Genomic DNA, 17,958 nt, shown 5'->3' with positions numbered 1-17,958 from the left:
GCCTTCAGGCGGCGCTGCGCGCGCCATACGAGGTATGGGGTGCCAGGTACGGCTCGTCGCCCGCGGTGCGCTGCCAGGTGTCGAACACCTGGGGCGAATCGCCGTGGCCCCAGGCGGCACGCAGCTGGTCCATCAGCGGCGCCAGCGCCTGGCGGTAGCGCTTGGACGCGCCATGCGCGTGCGTGGCTAGGGCGTCGGCGCGGTGCCGGACCTCGCCCTGCAGCCGCGTGCGCTCCAGCGCGATTTCCTTCTCGCGCTGTCCCAGCGCGTTGTACTTCTGGATCAGGAAGCGCTGGTAGTCGCCGCCATCCATGCCCTGCGCCGCCTGCGCGTTGACCTGCTCGAAACGCAGCACGATGCTGCCAGTTTCCTGCTCGATATGGGCAACCTCGGCGTCCAGGGCCTGCAGCGCCTCCTGCACGCGCTGGGCATCGCGGCGCAGCGCCTGCACCTGCGCGGCCTCGTCCTCGAACACGCGCTGCGCATCCAGGTAGGCCTGCACCACCGGCTGCGGCGCCACCACCAGCAGCGGGTCGGCGCCGTCGGCGCGCTGGCCGGCCAGCAAGGCGTCGTCGGCCAGGCGCAGGTTGCCGAGCTCGTCCAGCCAGCGCCCGCGCGTCATGACCACGCCGACGGTATCCAGCGCCAGCCGGCGCAACGCTTCGGCGCGCTGCATTTCCACCGGCTCGGCCACCGCGGCGGGCGCGGCCGACTGCACCGCATGGGCGATGTCGGGCACGCAGGCCGCCACGGTGGTGGCCACCGATTCAGACATGGCCTGCGCCGAGCGGCGCACGGCGCGGCGCAGCTCGAAGCGCGCCAGCAGCATCATCAGCAACCCGGCCACCAGCCAGGTCAGGATGGTTTGGTCATGGGCCAGCAGGAACTGGCGGATCAGGTCGATATCCAGGGTCACGAATTTCCTCCCGAGTGCCGGAAGCCTTCATTGCGAGGCCCCTCGGCAAATTACGTGTCAAAAAGAGCAGACCTCGCGGCGGCGCCCTTCGTTCCGACCGGTAACAAATCGAAACCAATGCGCCGCGCGCCTCACAGCACAGTCGACCCGACGTTGCGCATAAAGCAAAAAAGCCGCGCAATTGCGCGGCTTTTTTGCGAGCTTCAGGCAACTCAGGCCGTCGGCTTGGGCTCGGCGACGCGCAGGCGGATATGCAGCTCGCGCAGTTGCTTCTCGTCGACCGAGCTCGGGGCCTGGGTCAGCAGGTCCTGGGCCCGCTGGGTCTTGGGGAAGGCGATCACGTCGCGGATCGAGTCGGCGCCGGCCATCATGGTGACGATGCGGTCCAGGCCGAAGGCCAGGCCGCCGTGCGGGGGCGCGCCGTACTGCAGCGCGTCCAGCAGGTAGCCGAACTTGGCACGGGCTTCCTCGTCGTTGATGTTGAGCGCGCGGAACACCTTGCTCTGGATGTCCGAACGGAAGATCCGCACCGAGCCGCCGCCCATTTCCCAGCCGTTCAGCACCATGTCGTAGGCCTTGGCCAGGCACTTGCCCGGGTCGGTCTCGAGGTATTCCAGGTGCTCGTCCTTGGGGCTGGTGAACGGGTGGTGCATGGCCACCCAGCGCGCGTCTTCCTCGTCGTACTCGAACATCGGGAAGTCGACCACCCACAGCGGCTTCCAGGTGTCTTCGAACAGGCCGTTGGCCTTGCCGAAGTCAGAGTGGCCGACCTTCAGGCGCAGCGCGCCGATCGAGTCGTTGACCACCTTGGCCTTGTCGGCGCCGAAGAAGATGATGTCGCCGTCCTGGGCGCCGGTGCGCTTGAGGATTTCGGCAATGGCGGCGTCGTGCAGGTTCTTGACGACCGGCGATTGCAGGCCGTCGCGGCCCTTGGCCACTTCGTTGACCTTGATCCAGGCCAGGCCCTTGGCGCCGTAGATGCCGACGAACTGGGTGTAGGCGTCGATCTCGCCGCGCGAGATCGCAGCGCCGCCCGGCACGCGCAGGCCGACCACGCGGCCGTTGTCGCTGTTGGCGGGACCCGAGAACACCTTGAAATCGACGTCCTTCATCACCTCGGTCAGCTCGGTGAATTCCAGTTTGACGCGCAGGTCAGGCTTGTCCGAGCCGAAGCGGGCCATGGCCTCGCGGAACTCCATCACTGGGAACCTGGCGTCCAGGTCGACGTCGATGGCGTTCTTGAACACCGTGCGCATCATGTCCTCGAACAGGTCGCGGATCTCCTGCTCGGTCAGGAACGAGGTCTCGCAGTCGATCTGCGTGAATTCCGGCTGGCGGTCGGCGCGCAGGTCTTCGTCGCGGAAGCACTTGGTGATCTGATAGTAGCGGTCGAAGCCCGACACCATCAACATCTGCTTGAAGATCTGCGGCGACTGCGGCAGCGCGAAGAAGTGGCCCGGATTCACCCGCGACGGCACCAGGTAGTCGCGCGCGCCTTCGGGCGTGCTCTTGCCCAGCATCGGGGTCTCGATGTCGATAAAGCCCTGCGCGTCCAGGAACTTGCGCACTTCCATCGCCACCTTGTAGCGCAGGCGCAGGTTGTACTGCATCTGCGGGCGGCGCAGGTCCAGCACGCGGTGCGTCAGGCGCGTGGTTTCCGACAGGTTGTCGTCGTCGAGCTGGAACGGGGGCGTGACCGACGGGTTCAGCACGGTCAGCTCATGGCACAGCACCTCGATCTTGCCCGAGGTCAGGTTGGCGTTCTCGGTGCCGGCCGGGCGCGGACGGACCTTGCCGGTGACGCGGATGCAGAACTCATTGCGGATCTCTTCGGCGGCCTTGAACATCTCGGGGCGGTCCGGATCGCACACCACCTGCACCAGGCCTTCGCGGTCGCGCAGGTCGATGAAGATCACGCCGCCATGGTCGCGGCGGCGCTGGACCCAGCCGGTCAGGGCCACTTCCTGGCCCGAGAATTGTTCGGTCACCAGACCGCAGTAGTGAGTACGCATGGAGGACATAAAGAGATTCCCGGTAAAACGCGGCCGCCCGAAACGCATCGGGCGGCCCGTGATCAGATTGGATGCTTAAGGATCGGTCGTCTCGACCGTTTCCTCGTTGCTGGCCCTGCCGGCCGGATTGGCCGGACTGGCCGGGGCTGCCGGCCGGGGCACGCTGCCGTTCTTGCGCGGCAATTCCGCCGGTGCCACCACGCCCATCGAGACGATGTACTTGAGCGCGGCGTCGACGGTCATGTCGAGTTCGATGGTGTCGGCCTTGGGCATCATCAGGAAGAAGCCCGAGGTCGGATTCGGCGTGGTCGGCACATAGACGCTGACGTATTCGCCCTGCAGGTGGTTCTGCACGTCGCCGCCGGGGCGCCCGGTCAGGAAGGCAATGGTCCACGAGCCCTCGCGCGGGTACTGCACCAGCAGCGCCTTGCGGAAGGCATTGCCCGAGGACGACAGCAGCGTGTCCGAGACCTGCTTGACGCTGGTGTAGATCGGGCCCACCACCGGGATATGGCCCAGCAGCGCTTCCCACCAGCGCACCAGGCGCTGGCCGATGAAGTTATGCGCCAGCAGGCCGACCAGCAGGATGACCAGCAGCGTGAGGATGGCGCCCAGGCCGGTCACGCGCTTGCCGAACATCAGCCGGTCCGGGCGCCAGGCCTCGGGCAGCAGCGCCAGGCTCTGGTCCATCGTGCCGATGATCAGGCTGAGCACCCACAGCGTGATGCCCAGCGGCACTAGCACCAGCAGCCCGGTCAGGAACCAGGTTTTCAGGGCGGAAGTCTTCTTGGCAACCACGGGACGGGTCCGGCTCAATGGCAGGCGCAGGCGCTGCCGCAGCCGCCGGCTGCCGCGGGCGTGGCCGAAGCGGACGAGGCAGGACTGGCCGACGATTCAGCCGCCGCCGGGGCGCTGGCCGCCGCTGCGGAGGTGCCACCCGCGGCGCCGGTGGCTGCCGGCGCGCTGGCGCTGCCGCCGCGGAAGTCGGTCACATACCAGCCCGAGCCCTTGAGCTGGAAACCAGCAGCAGTCAGCTGTTTCTTGAACGAGCCGGCGACGCCGCACGACGGGCAGTCCGTCAGCGGGGCATCGCTCATTTTCTGCAGCACATCGCGCCCGTGGCCGCAGGCGTCGCAACGGTAGGCATAGATCGGCATGGTGTTATTTCGCGAGAAAACTTCGGAATCGGTACAAAGGCGGACATCGCCGCGGGCCATGGCGGCTGCGGGAAATTCCCGCGCGACGATGCAAAGCCTTGAATTATAAACCGTTCCGGGGCTGCCTGATCGCCGGAAATGAAGGGGTTGCAGACCCCCGGGCGTCAGGCGATATGGACTTCCTTGACCGGTGCGTGATCTGCAATCCACTGTGGCAGCAGTGAACCGATCACCATGCCGCTGATCGAGAACAGCAGGCCGACCATTTGCGGCGGCACCACGGCACCGGCAAAGGCCACCTCGCAGGTCAGCCAGGAAGACAGGCCCAGCAGGATCGCCGCCAGCCCGCCCTGGCGGGTGGCGTGCTTCCAGAACATGCCGAAGGCCAATGGCACGAAGGACGAGACCAAGGTGACCTTATAGGCATTTTCAACCATATGAAAGATCGACAGGTGCGAGTTGAGCGCGAACAGCGTCACCACCACGGTGAACACCAGCACCACGGTCTGCATCACGCGCAGGAACTGCTTGTCGTCCAGGTGGCGGAAGTACGGCCGCAGGATGTTCTCGGCAAAGGTCACCGACGGCGCTAGCAGCGTGGCCGAGGCGCAGCTCTTGATCGCCGACAGCAGCGCGCCGAAGAACATTACCTGGGCGAACATGGGCGCGTGCTGCAGGATCAGCTTCGGCAGGATCAGCTGCGAATCGGCGTTGATGTACTTGGCGACCATGTCCGGGTCGATCAGCGTGGCCGAATACGCCAGGAACATCGGGATAAAGGCAAAGCAGAAGTACAGCACGCCGCCCAGCACCGAGGCGCGCCCGGCGATCTGCTCGGTGCGCGACGAGGTCACGCGCTGGAACACGTCCTGCTGCGGGATCGAACCCAGCATCATGGTGAACAGCGCCGCCGCAAAGCCGATGATCTGGATGAGATCCAGCGACGGCAGGAACTCGAACTTGCCGGCCGCCGCCGCGTGCGACACCACGGCCGTGACGCCGCCGGCCTGCCCGCTGACCTCGTAGCCGATATAGATCATGCCGATCACGATGATGATCATCTGGATGAAGTCCGTGATGGCCACCGACCACATGCCGCCGAACAGCGTATAGACCAGCACGCTGGCGGCGCCGATCATCATGCCGGCCTCCTGCGACAGCGCGCCGTCCGAGACGGTAAAGAACACCAGCCCAAGCGCCTTGATCTGCGCCGCCACCCAGCCCAGGTAGGACACCACGATGCACAGCGTAGTCAGCACCTCGGCCAGCCGGCCATAGCGGTTGTGGTAGTAGTCGCCGATGGTCAGCAGGTTCATCCGGTACAGCGGCCGGGCGAAGAACAGGCCCACCAGGATCAGGCACAGCGACGAGCCGAAGGGGTCGGAGACCACGCCCGACAGGCCTTCCTTGAGAAATACGGCGGGGATGCCCAGCACCGTCTCGGAGCCGAACCAGGTGGCGAAGACGGTGGCGGTGACGATATGGAATGGCAGGCTGCGCCCGGCGACGGCGAAATCGGTGGTGTTGCGTACGCGCAGCGCCGCCCACAGGCCGATGCCGACCGAGATTACCCAGTAGATGATGACGAACCAGATCAGCATGCCGCTGCCCTATGCAGAAAGTGCCCTTGTGGCGAGAAACCGAATGCCGGGCGGCGCATGGGTGCACGTTGCTTGCGCGCATCTGCCCGGAGTCCAATTCATCGGTCGGGGCCGCATATCGAGCTGCCTGGAGTTCTCGCGCTGGGCGGAAAACGCGGTCGGGGCTGCGGTCGTAGCCGAATCAAAACGCGGATTATAGCGACGCAGACCAGCGTGAGCGAAAAAAATTCCCCGCTGGCGCAAATGCGCCACGCGGAGCATCGCCTGCGCCACAAGGGCTGGCCGGCGGCTGCTTCAGCCGGACCGGCGGCGCCAGACCTGCCAGCGCTCCTGCCCCTGGAACACCGGCAGCGGCGCGGCCGAGGGCCGGTCCTCCAGTCGCTCGAAGGCCGGTGCCAGCAGCGCGTCCAGCTCTTCGGCCGGCATCGCGAACGGCGGCCCGCCGCGGTTTTCGCCCAGGTAGAAGTAGCCGGCCAGCAGGCCGCCCGGCGGCAGCAGTTGCGCGACCCGGGCGGCATAGTCAGCCCGCATCGCCGGTGGCAGCGCGCACAGGAAGGCCCGTTCGTAGATTAGCCCGCACGCCGGCTGCGGCGTGAAGGCGAAGAAATCGCCCTGCTGCACCACCACCCCCGCCGGCCCCAGCGTCCGCCGCGCCGACGCCACCGCCTGCGGCGAGAAGTCGATCGCCGTCACCGGCCAGCCACGCTCGAACAGCCACGCGGCCTCCCAGCCGTTGCCACAGCCTGGCACCAGGGTCGGGCATGGCGCGCGGCCTTCAATGAACTGGCGGAATTCCTCGGGCACGCCGCCTTGGTCCCAGGGCGTGAAGCCCTGTTCGAAACGCTCGTCCCAGAACGCCGGGTCGGCGGCGTTGCGGGTGGCGAAGGTCGGCGCAGGCTTGGCGGTGTCGCTCATGGTCATCTCCGATGGATCGGTCCCGGGTGCGCTACCAGTAGCCGGCCCAGCCCAGCACATGCGTCAGCACGATGCCGGCGACAAAGCCGCCCAGCAACAGCAGCCCGGTGCCGAGCAACCGGTTGGTGCGGCGCTGCTCCACCACCAGCATCGCCAGCAGCTTGTCCTGCTCGCCGTTGCTGGTCAGCGCGCGCCGCTCCAGGAACTGGTGCGCCAGGCGCGGGAAGTCGGGCAGCATCTTGGCCCACAGCGGCGCCTCCACCTTGACCCGCTCCCAGGCGCCCTTCCAGCCCACCTGCTCGTGCATCCAGCGCTCCAGGAAAGGCTTGGCGGTCTTCCACAGGTCCAGGTCGGGGTCGAGCTGGCGGCCCAGGCCTTCGATATTGAGCAGCGTCTTCTGCAGCAGCACCAGCTGCGGCTGGATCTCGACATTGAAGCGGCGCGAGGTCTGGAACAGCCGCATCAGCACCATGCCCAGCGAGATTTCCTTCAGCGGCTTGTCGAAGTATGGCTCGCAGCAGGCGCGCACCGCGCTTTCCAGCTCTTCGACGCGGGTATCGGGCGGCACCCAGCCGGACTCCACGTGCAGCAGCGCCACGCGGTGGTAGTCGCGCCGGAAGAAGGCGATGAAATTCTGCGCCAGGTAGTTCTTGTCGAACTCGGACAGCGCGCCGACGATGCCGAAGTCCAGCGCGATATAGCGGCCGAAGGACTCGGGCTGCACCGACACCAGGATATTGCCCGGGTGCATGTCGGCATGGAAGAAGCCATCGCGGAACACCTGGGTGAAGAAGATCTCGACGCCCTCTTCCGCCAGCTGGTGCATGTCCACGCCGGCGGCCTTGAGCGACTCGGTGCGCGAGATCGGAATGCCGTGCATGCGCTCCATCACGAACACGGTGCTGCTGCACCAGTCCCAGAACACCTCGGGCACCAGCAGCAGGCTGGTGTCGGCAAAGTTGCGGCGCAGCTGGCTGGCATTGGCCGCCTCGATCATCAGGTCGAGCTCGTCGTGCAGGTATTTGTCGAACTCGGCCACCACCTCGCGCGGCTTGAGGCGCTTGCCGTCGGCCCAGAAGCGTTCCAGCCAGGTGGCCATGTCGCGCATCAGCGCCAGGTCGCTGTCGATCACCGGCAGCATGCCCGGGCGCAGCACTTTCACCGCGACCTCGCGGCCGTGGCAGGGGCCGCCCTTGAGCGTGGCGAAGTGCACCTGCGCGATCGAGGCGCTGGCCACCGGCTGGTGCTCGAAGGTCTCGAACAGCTGGTCCAGCGGCCGCCCCAGCGCGCGCTCGATAATCTTCACCGCCACCACCGAATCGAAGGGCGGCACCTGGTCCTGCAGCTTGGCCAGTTCGTCGGCAATGTCCGCCGGCATCAGGTCGCGCCGGGTCGACAGCACTTGGCCGAACTTGACGAAGATCGGACCCAGCCGCGTCAGCGCCAGCCGCAGGCGCTCGCCGCGCGGCATCTCGAGCTTGCGCCCGATGGTGATGACGCGCACCAGGAAGCGGATCCTGCGGCTGCTGAAGCCCGAGAGCACCAGCTCGTCCAGGCCGTAATAGAGGATGACGAAGAGAATCTTGCCAAGGCGCAGGAGGCGGGTCATTCGGGAGTCTTCACAGGGCCGGGCAGGCAGTCACGTTGGTGGTGGATGGGATCGTGGCGCGGCCGGCTCAGCGGTGCGGCGACGGCAGCTTGCCGGACTGGCCCGACTGGCCGGATACCGGCGGCGGGCCGGCGCGCTCCAGCCGCTCCAGCCGTTTTTCGAGCCGGGCCAGGCTATCGCGCAGCCGGCCCACGTCGGCGCCGAAGGCATCGAGCGCGGCGTGGCGCACCAGGGTCGGATGCTCGTCCAGCAGGTAGTCGGTGACGTTGTCGACCAGGGCGCGGCCAACGCGTGTGGCCTGCTCATGCACCTGGCGCGCACCATCGACCATGCGCTGCGCCACGCTGTCGCTCACCGGCCCGCCCAGGATGCCGCGCAGCGCGCGCGACAGGTCTTCGGCGGCGTCCCAGCGCAGGTTGCGCGCCAGCGTCGAGACGGTGTTGGCCAGCTCGGCGTCGCCCTCGATGTGGACATGGCGCATGGCGGCGGCCTGGCCGCCTTCGGCCACGTCGGCGGCCACCAGCGGCCACTGCTGCACCGGCACGCGCAGCGTGACCGCGGGCGCCTCGGCCTCGGGCGCCGGTTCGGTGCAGCCGTGCTCTGTCACCTTCAGCGACAGCACGAAGGCGGCGGCATCGAAGCGGATCACGCGCCCGGCAAACGGCGTGAGCTGGTTGCGGGCCCACGGCTCCTGCTCAAGCAGGTGGTTCAGCGCCGAGATGGCGGGCATGGCCAGGGCGGAAGGCAGAGTATTCATGACAGCGCGGTTGGCGGGCAGGCAGCGACGCCGCAGGTCGGGCGTCCCAAACAAAAAAAGGCCCACGCTTTCGCGTGGGCCTCCATTCTAAGCTACTCCCCCCGGCGCATCACCGCCGCGGGGTGCGGCATCAGGACTCTTGCTGGATGCCGGCCAGCAGCCAGCCGCCGGTGCCGCTGGCAGGCTTGGCCAGGTTCCAGACCTCGCCGAACGGCTGGGCCGCCTCGCCGGACTTCTCGCGGATCATGCCCGAGAAGCGCACGCTGGCGATATGCTGGGCCGCGGCCGACTCGATGCCGAGCAGCTGGGCTTCCAGCGTGACCACGTCGGTCTTGTTGACCTCGGCGCCGCGCTCGGACAGGTCCATCTTGATCTCGGCGAACATCTCCGGCGTGGTGAACTCGCGGATGTCGTCCAGGTTGCCGGCATCCCACGCGGCCTGCAGGCGCACGAAGTGGACCTTGGCGTTGCGCAGGAAGGCCTCGGTATCGAAGTCGGCCGGCACGCCCCACGGCTGCTGGGCCACGGCATCGGACGCGACCGGGGCCGACGATGCTGCCGGCAGTACCGTGCTGGCGGCCGGACTACCCGAAGACACAGACGTCGGCTCACCGCGGAACATGGGCTCGGCGCTGCGATCCAGGTTCGGCGCGTTGCCGGCACCGGCGTAGGCCGGTTGCTGGGTGCGCTTGCTGCCACCACGGAACTTGCGGATCAGCCAGATCGCGGCGAACGCCACCAGCGCGATCAGGATCAGGTTGGACAGGAAGCCCAGCGCCGCGCCGCCCAGGCCGAAGTGCGACAGCAGCCAGCCGATACCCAGGCCGGCGGCGATGCCGCCCAGGATGCCGCCCCAGTTGCGCTTGGGGGCTGCCGCGGCAGCCGCGCCGGCGGCGCCAGCCGTGGCCGGGGCTGCCTGATTAGGCTGCTGGGCCGGTTGCTGGGTCGGTGAAGTGGGCTGCGGCGCCTGCTGGCGCTGCTGCGTGACCGTCGACGACTGCTTGCCGATGCTGCGCGAACCGCCCATGCGCTTGGCATTGGCGTCGAACACCATCCCGAAGGCAATCGCGGTAATCAGCGACCCAACCAGGAATTTTCCACGAAATGACGACATATTCTGCTATCCCCTGTCAGTTTCACCCTATATGCGGGCGAGGCATGGCGATTTCAAGTCTTCTTAATACTTGCGCCCGACGTGGAGCGCCACCACTCCGGCCGTCAGATTGAAGTATTCGACATTTTCCAGGCCCGCATGTTCCATCAAGCGTACAAGTGAAACCTGGTCTGGATGCATTCTGATCGATTCCGCGAGATAGCGATAGCTGGGGGCATCCCCTGCCACCCGCTCACCCAGCCACGGCAGCACCTTGAAAGAATAGACGTCGTAGGCCTTCTCCAGGGGTTTCCACACCTTGGAGAATTCCAGCACCATGACCTTGCCGCCCGGCTTGACCACCCGGCGCATCTCGGCCAGCGCGGCATCCTTGTGCGTCATGTTGCGCAGGCCGAAGGCCACCGTGACCAGGTCGAAGTAATTGTCCGGGAACGGGATGTGCTCGGCGTCGCACAGGCACACCGGCGTGACGATGCCCTTGTTCAACAGCCGGTCGCGGCCCACGCGCAGCATCGACTCGTTGATGTCGGTCAGCCAGACCTGCCCGGTCGGGCCGGCCTGCTTGGCGAACGCCTTGGCCAGGTCGCCGGTGCCGCCGGCGATATCCAGCACCTTGTGGCCGGGGCGAACGCCGGCCTGGGCGATGGTGAACATCTTCCAGAGCCGGTGCATGCCGCCGGACATCAGGTCGTTCATCACGTCGTACTTGCTTGCCACCGAATGGAATACGCCGGCAACCTTGTCGGCCTTTTCCGCTTCGTCGACCTTTTCAAACCCGAAGTGGGTTTCACTCATCTTTCAGACTCCAGGGTAATCGGTTCGGCGCGGCTCAGTGATGGCCGCAGCCGTGGCCGCCGGCAGCGCCGGCGGCGGGCATCGGGGTGTCGCGGTCGGCGCCGGCGGCTTCCAGGCGCTGCAGGTAGTCCTGCCAGAGCGCATCCTGGTTGTCGCCGAGGCGGTACAGCAAGTCCCAGGAATAGATGCCGGTGTCGTGGCCGTCGGTAAAGCGGATCAGGATCGCGTAGTTGCCGACCGGCTCGACCGCGTTGACGCCCACCTCACGCTTGCCGGTCTGCAGCACTTCCTGCCCCGGGCCGTGGCCCTGGACTTCAGCGGACGGCGAATACACGCGCAGCAGCTCGAACGGCAGCCGGAAGCTGCGGCCGTTGTCGAAGCCGATCTCCAGCACGCGGGATTGCGTATGGACGGTCAGCGCGGTGGGATGAGGGGTGTCTTTTTCCAGGCCTGCCATGATGATCGCGGCCCGGTTAGGGTCGCTCCTGAGGGGGGTGATTGCCGCGCGATGCTGCCGGTACGGCACGGCATCACGCTTCGCATACAACTCGATAGCTTACCCCAGGCTCGCCGGCTTGCGCAGCCCGGGCGGCGTCCCCATCCTGCGGCACGTAGCGCAGGCGCCGGCCGTGGAAGGCCGCCACGGTACTGCGGTGGGCGATGCTGACGATGGCCGCACCGGGCAGCGAGTCCACCATGAGCTTGTACATGACGCCCTCGGTTTCCTCGTCCAGCGCGCTGGTGGCCTCGTCCAGGAACAGGTAGTCGGGCTTCTGCAAGAGTGCGCGCGCAAACGCCAGCCGCTGTTGTTCGCCCGGCGACAGCCTCAGCGACCAGTTGTCGAACACGTCGAGCTGGTCTACCAGTGCGGCCAGCCGCGCCTGGCGCAGCGCCGCCTGCAGCGCTTCCGCGCTGTGCACGGTGCCGGCGTCGGGGTAAGCCAGCGCATCGGCCAGCGTGCCGATCGGCAGGTAGCTGCGCTGCGGCAGGAACAGCATGCGCGCGCCGTCGGGCATGGTCACGGTGCCGCTGCCGTACGGCCAGATCCCCGCCAGCGCGCGGAACAGCACGCTCTTGCCGCAACCAGACGGGCCGCTGACCAGCCAGCGCTCGCCCGGCGCGACCGACAGCGAGAACGGCGCCACCAGCGGCCGCTGGCCCACGGCCGCGCTGCGCGCGGCGCGTACCGGCAATGCCAGCGCCAGGCCGTCGATGGTGATGCCATTCTGCGGCTTGCCGGTATGTTCCACCTCGATATCGCGCACGCCGCCCGGCGCCATGTCCTGGCGCTCGGCCACGCGGATCGCTTCCTGGAAATCGATCAGGCGGTTGGCGGCGGCCTTCCAGCCCACCAGCGTGGCGTAGCTGTCGACAAACCACGACAGCGCGCCCTGCACCTGGCCGAAGGCGGAGCTGGTCTGCATCAGCCCGCCCAGCGTCATCTTGCCGGCGAAGTAGCGCGGCGCCGCCACCAGGATCGGGAAGATGATGGCGAACTGCGCGTAGCCGGAGCTGACGAAGGTCAGCCGCCGCGTATAGCGCATCAACTGGTTCCAGTTGGCGCGGATGCGGTCGAAGCGCGCGCGCAGGCCGGCCTGCTCGGTCGGCTCGCCGCGGTACAGCGCCACCGGCTCGCTGTTCTCGCGCAGGCGCACCAGCGTGAAACGGAAATCCGCCTCGTACTGTTCCTGCTGGAAGTTCAGGCCGATCAGCGGGCGGCCGACCACGTGCGCCACCAGCGAGCCGATCACCGCATAGCCCGCCGCGAACCACACCATATAACCGGGGATGGTCCATTCGGTGCCGCCCATTGCAAAGCTGATCGGCCCCGATACCGTCCACAGGATGCCGACGAAGGACAGCAGCGTCACCACCGAGTTGAGCAGCCCGAGCGACAACGACAGCGCGCCGTCGGTAAACTGGCGCAGATCGTCGGCGATACGCTGGTCAGGGTTATCGGTGGTGTGGGTCTGCTCGATGCGGTAATAGGCCTGGTGCCCGAGCCAGTGGCCCATGAAGCGGCCGGTCATCCAGGTACGCCAGCGCATCTGCAGCATCATGGTGTAGTACTGGCGCGAGATCGCCGCCACGATAAAGAACGCCGCGATCCACGAGAAGCGCAGCAGCAGCACCTTGAACGAGGCGTAGTCGCGCTGCTCCAGCGCGTTGTAGAACACGCGGTTCCACTCGTTGAGCAGCACGTTGATATAGACGATGCCGAGGTTGAGCACGACCACCAGGGCCAGCAGGCCAAGCCCGGCGACGCGGTCGTCGGATTTCCAGTAAGGCTTGATCAGTGCCCAGGTGGCGGCCATGCGCAGCCGGCTCTGGATCTTGAGGGCCCTGGCAGGGACGGCCGGGCCCGGTACGGTGACGGAGGTCGGAGTGGAGGACATAGCGGCAGCGCTTGGCCCGTCAGCGGATGCCGGCCGGGCTTGTTGTTCTGGATACCGTGGCGGCAGGCCACGGTGGCAACAGCATTCAGACGGTCACGGCCAGGCGTGGGTTCCGCGCACCACTCAGGCGTCGCCGGCTTCGAGCAGCGAAAGCGCCGTACGCAGCGCCGGCAGCCGACTGGCCAGCTCCTGCACGCGCACGGCATCCGCCGCGCGTTGCGGCGCGGCCCAGATCGCCTCGGGGAAATGGGTATCCCAGCGGTAGCGCGGGATGATGTGCCAGTGCAGGTGCGGCACCATATTGCCAAAGGCCGCCAGATTGACCTTGTCCGGCGCCATGACCTCGCGCACCACCCGTTCGACACGTGCGACCAGCCGCATCAGCCAGGCCTGGTCGGCATCGTCCAGGTCGCTGAGCTCGGCCACGTGGTCGTTCCAGACGATGCGGCAGAAGCCCGGGAAACGGTCATGCTCGACCAGGATCAGCCGGGCGCGGTCGCCCATCCAGACCAGTTCGCCGCCGTCGGTCTCGCAGAGCGGGCAGTTGGGAGCGCGCGTCATGGCGTTGGCTTACACCAGCACGCGTTCGATGCCGCCGGCATTGGCCTTGGCCACGTACTCGGGCATCCAGTTCTCGCCCAGCAAATGCTTGGCCATCTCGATGACGATGTAGTCCGCCTGCACCGAAGCATCTTCCTTGTAGCGCGACAGCCCCTGCAGGCACGACGGGCAGCTGGTCAGGATCTTGACGTCGCCGGTGAAGCCGTCGGCGCGCAGCTTGTCTGCGCCCTTGGTCATTTCCTCTTCCTTGCGGAAGCGGACCTGGGTCGAGATATCCGGACGCGTCACCGCGAGCGTGCCCGATTCACCGCAGCAGCGCTCGTTCTTCTCGATCTTGCCCAGACCGGTGTTCCCGCCCATCAGGTCGTTGACCAGCTTGGTCGGGTCCATGGTCTTGATCGGGGTATGGCAGGGATCGTGGTACATGTAGCGCGTACCGGTCACGCCTTCCAGCTTCACGCCCTTCTCGAGCAGGTATTCGTGGATGTCGATGATGCGGCAACCCGGGAAGATCTTATCGAATTCATAGCCGGCGAGCTGGTCGTAGCAGGTGCCGCAGCTCACTACCACGGTCTTGATGTCGAGGTAGTTCAGCGTGTTGGCCACGCGGTGGAACAGCACGCGGTTGTCGGTGACGATCTTCTCGGCCTTGTCGTACTGGCCGTTGCCGCGCTGCGGATAGCCGCAGCACAGGTAGCCCGGCGGCAGCACGGTCTGCACGCCGACGTGCCACAGCATCGCCTGCGTGGCCAGCCCGACCTGCGAGAACAGCCGCTCCGAGCCGCAGCCCGGGAAGTAGAACACCGCTTCCGATTCCGGCGTGGTTGCCTTCGGGTCGCGGATGATCGGCACGATCTCGTTGTCTTCGATGTCGAGCAGCGCGCGCGCGGTCTTCTTGGGCAGGTTGCCCGGCATCTTCTTGTTGATGAAGTGGATCACCTGCTCGCGCACCGGCGCCTTGCCCACGGTCGCGGGCGGATGCGCGGTCTGCTTCTTGGCGAATTTCTTTAGCACGTCGTTGCCGAGGCGCTGCGCCTTGTAGCCCCAGTCGATCATGACCTTGCGGGTCAGGTTGATGGTCTCGGGGTTGGTGGCGTTGAGGAAGAACATCGACGCCGCGGTGCCGGGGTTGAACTTCTTCTGCCCCATCTTGCGCAGCAGGTTGCGCATGTTCATCGACACGTCGCCGAAGTCGATCTTGACCGGGCACGGCGTCACGCACTTGTGGCACACGGTGCAATGGTCGGCCACGTCGGAGAACTCATCCCAGTGCTTGACCGAGATGCCGCGGCGGGTCTGCTCTTCATACAGGAAGGCTTCGATCAGCAGCGAAGTCGCCAGGATCTTGTTGCGCGGGCTGTACAGCAGGTTGGCGCGCGGCACGTGGGTGGCGCACACTGGCTTGCACTTGCCGCAGCGCAGGCAGTCCTTGACGCTCTCGGCAATGGCGCCGATATCGCTCTGCTGCATGATGATCGACTCATGCCCCATCAGGCCGAACGACGGCGTGTAGGCATTGCGCAGGTCGGCGCCGGGCAGCAGCTTGCCCTTGTTGAAGCGGCCCTGCGGGTCGACCTTGGCCTTGTAGGCACGGAAGTCGCCGATCTCTTCCTCGGTGAGGAATTCCAGCTTGGTGATGCCGATGCCGTGCTCGCCCGAGATCACGCCGTCGAGCGAACGCGCCAGCGCCATGATGCGGGCCACCGCGCGGTGCGCGTCCTGCAGCATGTCGTAGTCGTCGGAGTTCACCGGGATGTTGGTGTGCACGTTGCCGTCGCCGGCGTGCATGTGCAGCGCCACGAAGACGCGGCCGCGCAGCACCTGCTTGTGGATCTTCTGGGCCTCGTCCAGGATCGGCTTGAACTCGCCGCCGTTGAAGATCTTGCGCAGCTCGGCGCGGATCTCGGCCTTCCAGGACACGCGGATGGTGCGGTCCTGCAGCAGGTGGAACACGGTGGCGTCAGGCTGCTGCTGCAGGCGCGCATCGAACTCCTGCCCCAGCAGTCCCAGCCCATGCCCGATCAGCGAGGCCTTGGCCTGCGTCAGCGGCACGTCCATGTGGTCCTGCAGGTAGCGCCAGCGCGCACGGATCTCGCGCAGCAGCGTCAGCGCGTGCTGCACGCGGTCTTCCAGCAGCTCGGCGCTGGGGATTTCGTTGGCGTCGTCGCTGCGGCCCAGCGGCAGGTTGCCGCGCGCGAAGAACGCTTCCAGCGTGTCGACCAGCTTGAGCTTGCTCTTGATCGACAGCTCGATATTGATGCGCTCGATGCCGTCGGTGTACTCGCCCATGCGATTGAGCGGAATCACCACGTCTTCATTGATCTTGAAGGCGTTGGTGTGCTTGGCGATGGCGGCGGTACGCGACCGGTCCAGCCAGAACTTCTTGCGCGCCTCGGGGCTGACGGCGATAAAGCCTTCGCCGCTCTTGCCGTTGGCCATGCGAATCACTTCCGAGGTGGCGCGCGCCACGGCGTCTTCATCGTCGCCGACGATATCGCCGATCAGCACCATCTTCGGGAAGGCGTTGCGCTTGCTCTTGGTGGCGTAGCCGACCGCGCGCAGGTAGCGCTCGTCCAGGTGCTCCAGGCCGGCCAGGATGGCGCCGCCGGGCTTCTTCGTCTCCGCATCAAGGAAGTCCTTGATCTCAACGATGCTGGGGATGGCGTCGCGCGCCTGGCCGAAGAACTCCAGGCAGACCGTGCGGATGAACTTCGGCATGCGGTGCAGGATCCAGCGCGCGCTGGTGATGATGCCGTCACAGCCTTCCTTCTGCACGCCCGGCAGGCCGGCCAGGAACTTGTCGGTGACATCCTTGCCCAGGCCTTCCTTGCGGAACTTGCGGCCTTCGATCGCCAGCGTCTCAGTGCGTAGCACCTTCTCGCCCGGCGCACGGTTGCCGTCCGACCACTTCAGTTCGAAGGTGGCCACCGGCACATCGTGGATCTTGCCCAGGTTGTGGTCCAGCCGGGTGATTTCCAGCCAGTTGCCCTCCGGGTCAACCATGCGCCACCAGGCCAGGTTGTCCAGCGCGGTGCCCCACAGCACGGCCTTCTTGCCGCCGGCGTTCATGGCCACGTTGCCGCCGATGCACGAGGCATCGATCGAAGTCGGGTCGACCGCGAACACTAGGCCGGCCTTGTCGGCCGCATCGGCCACGCGGCGCGTCACCACGCCGGCTCCGGAGAAGATGGTCGCAACCTTGTGCGACACGCCGGGCAGGTCGGTCTGCTCGACCGGGTCGAGCTGCTCCAGCTTCTCGGTATTGATCACCGCGCTCATCGGCGTCAGCGGCACGGCGCCGCCGGTATAGCCGGTGCCGCCCCCGCGCGGGATGATGGTGAGGCCGAGCTCGAAGCAGCCCTTGACCAGGCCGGCGATCTCTTCCTCGGTATCCGGCGTCAGCACCACGAACGGATATTCCACGCGCCAGTCGGTGGCGTCGGTCACGTGCGAGACGCGCGACAGGCCGTCGAACTTGATGTTGTCCTTCTGCGTGACCTTGCCCAGCACGCGCTGGGCGCGCTTGCGCAGGTCATAGGCGGCGGCGAATTCGTTCTTGAAATCCTCGATCGCCTGCTTGGCGAAGGCGACCAGCTGCTCCACGCGGTGCGAGCGGTCCTCGGCGGCAGGCTCGGCGTGCTCGGCACGGTCGGCCGCGCGGCGCTTCTCGATCTCGTTCAGGCGGTGGTGCAGCGCGCTGACCAGCATCTGGCGGCGCTTGGGATTTTCCAGCAGGTCGTCCTGCAGGTAGGGGTTGCGGCGAACCACCCAGATATCGCCCAGCACCTCGTACAGCATGCGGGCGGAGCGGCCGGTCCGGCGCTCGCTGCGCAGCTCGTCCAGGATGCGCCAGGCTTCCTCGCCGAGCAGGCGGATGACAATCTCGCGGTCCGAGAAGGACGTGTAGTTATAGGGGATTTCACGCAGGCGCGGCGGGGCGTCCTGCGCGGCGAGCTTGGCGTCGAGCACGAGTGGGGCGTTCATTGGGGGACCGCTTCCTGCTGCGCACGAGGACTGTGCGCGAATCGTTCATTAAAGCGCGATTGTACTGCAAGGCCCGGTTTCGCCGCACCGCAACATCGAGGAATCCTTGTTGGAACAAGGGATTAGGCGACATTTAGGCGG

At 66.6% G+C, this 17,958-nt stretch carries 14 protein-coding genes; all 14 read right to left on the bottom strand.

Annotated elements, in window-relative coordinates; genetic code table 11:
- Positions 1 to 4 precede the first annotated feature (4 nt).
- The 14 genes from CNE_RS02335 to CNE_RS02270 all read right to left on the bottom strand — a co-directional run bounded on the left by CNE_RS02335 (position 5) and on the right by CNE_RS02270 (position 17,817).
- Complete coding sequence (locus tag CNE_RS02335) at positions 5 to 916, bottom strand: membrane protein (protein ID WP_013955542.1); 912 nt, start codon at positions 914 to 916, stop codon at positions 5 to 7.
- Positions 917 to 1,128: 212 nt separating this feature from the next.
- On the bottom strand, positions 1,129 to 2,937 hold the full coding sequence (gene aspS / locus CNE_RS02330; RefSeq protein WP_013955541.1) for an aspartate--tRNA ligase: 1,809 nt from the start codon (positions 2,935 to 2,937) through the stop codon (positions 1,129 to 1,131).
- 66 nt (positions 2,938 to 3,003) lie between these two features.
- Complete coding sequence (locus CNE_RS02325; protein WP_013955540.1) at positions 3,004 to 3,726, bottom strand: DUF502 domain-containing protein; 723 nt, start codon at positions 3,724 to 3,726, stop codon at positions 3,004 to 3,006.
- Between the two features lie 14 nt (positions 3,727 to 3,740).
- Positions 3,741 to 4,085 (bottom strand): FmdB family zinc ribbon protein, encoded by a 345-nt coding sequence (locus tag CNE_RS02320; protein ID WP_041228286.1) that lies wholly within the window; start codon positions 4,083 to 4,085, stop codon positions 3,741 to 3,743.
- A 164-nt stretch (positions 4,086 to 4,249) separates the two neighbouring features.
- On the bottom strand, positions 4,250 to 5,686 hold the full coding sequence (locus tag CNE_RS02315) for a sodium:solute symporter family protein (RefSeq protein ID WP_013955538.1): 1,437 nt from the start codon (positions 5,684 to 5,686) through the stop codon (positions 4,250 to 4,252).
- A gap of 294 nt (positions 5,687 to 5,980) precedes the next feature.
- Complete coding sequence (locus tag CNE_RS02310) at positions 5,981 to 6,601, bottom strand: methyltransferase domain-containing protein (RefSeq protein WP_013955537.1); 621 nt, start codon at positions 6,599 to 6,601, stop codon at positions 5,981 to 5,983.
- 31 nt (positions 6,602 to 6,632) lie between these two features.
- A complete protein-coding gene (gene ubiB, locus CNE_RS02305; RefSeq protein WP_013955536.1) occupies positions 6,633 to 8,210 on the bottom strand; it encodes a ubiquinone biosynthesis regulatory protein kinase UbiB in 1,578 nt (525 codons plus the stop codon).
- Positions 8,211 to 8,277: 67 nt separating this feature from the next.
- On the bottom strand, positions 8,278 to 8,967 hold the full coding sequence (locus tag CNE_RS02300) for a ubiquinone biosynthesis accessory factor UbiJ (RefSeq protein ID WP_013955535.1): 690 nt from the start codon (positions 8,965 to 8,967) through the stop codon (positions 8,278 to 8,280).
- Positions 8,968 to 9,097: 130 nt separating this feature from the next.
- Positions 9,098 to 10,081 carry a Tim44 domain-containing protein gene (locus tag CNE_RS02295; RefSeq protein WP_013955534.1) on the bottom strand — a complete coding sequence of 328 codons (984 nt, stop codon included), beginning with the start codon at positions 10,079 to 10,081 and terminating at the stop codon, positions 9,098 to 9,100.
- A 63-nt stretch (positions 10,082 to 10,144) separates the two neighbouring features.
- Positions 10,145 to 10,876 carry a bifunctional demethylmenaquinone methyltransferase/2-methoxy-6-polyprenyl-1,4-benzoquinol methylase UbiE gene (ubiE, locus tag CNE_RS02290; RefSeq protein ID WP_013955533.1) on the bottom strand — a complete coding sequence of 244 codons (732 nt, stop codon included), beginning with the start codon at positions 10,874 to 10,876 and terminating at the stop codon, positions 10,145 to 10,147.
- 34 nt (positions 10,877 to 10,910) lie between these two features.
- Positions 10,911 to 11,333, bottom strand: coding sequence for a gamma-butyrobetaine hydroxylase-like domain-containing protein (locus CNE_RS02285; RefSeq protein WP_010814444.1), 423 nt, complete (start codon positions 11,331 to 11,333; stop codon positions 10,911 to 10,913).
- A gap of 73 nt (positions 11,334 to 11,406) precedes the next feature.
- Positions 11,407 to 13,272, bottom strand: a complete 1,866-nt coding sequence (locus CNE_RS02280; protein ID WP_013955532.1) for an ABC transporter ATP-binding protein/permease — start codon at positions 13,270 to 13,272, stop codon at positions 11,407 to 11,409.
- Between the two features lie 123 nt (positions 13,273 to 13,395).
- Positions 13,396 to 13,833 carry an HIT family protein gene (locus tag CNE_RS02275; RefSeq protein ID WP_013955531.1) on the bottom strand — a complete coding sequence of 146 codons (438 nt, stop codon included), beginning with the start codon at positions 13,831 to 13,833 and terminating at the stop codon, positions 13,396 to 13,398.
- A gap of 9 nt (positions 13,834 to 13,842) precedes the next feature.
- On the bottom strand, positions 13,843 to 17,817 hold the full coding sequence (locus tag CNE_RS02270) for a DUF3683 domain-containing protein (RefSeq protein ID WP_013955530.1): 3,975 nt from the start codon (positions 17,815 to 17,817) through the stop codon (positions 13,843 to 13,845).
- Positions 17,818 to 17,958: the final 141 nt, after the last annotated feature.

Source organism: Cupriavidus necator N-1 (genome assembly GCF_000219215.1).
Classification (GTDB): domain Bacteria; phylum Pseudomonadota; class Gammaproteobacteria; order Burkholderiales; family Burkholderiaceae; genus Cupriavidus; species Cupriavidus necator.
The sequence above is the reverse complement of the archived record's forward strand: the minus strand, read 5'-3'. Positions and strand labels throughout refer to the sequence as shown.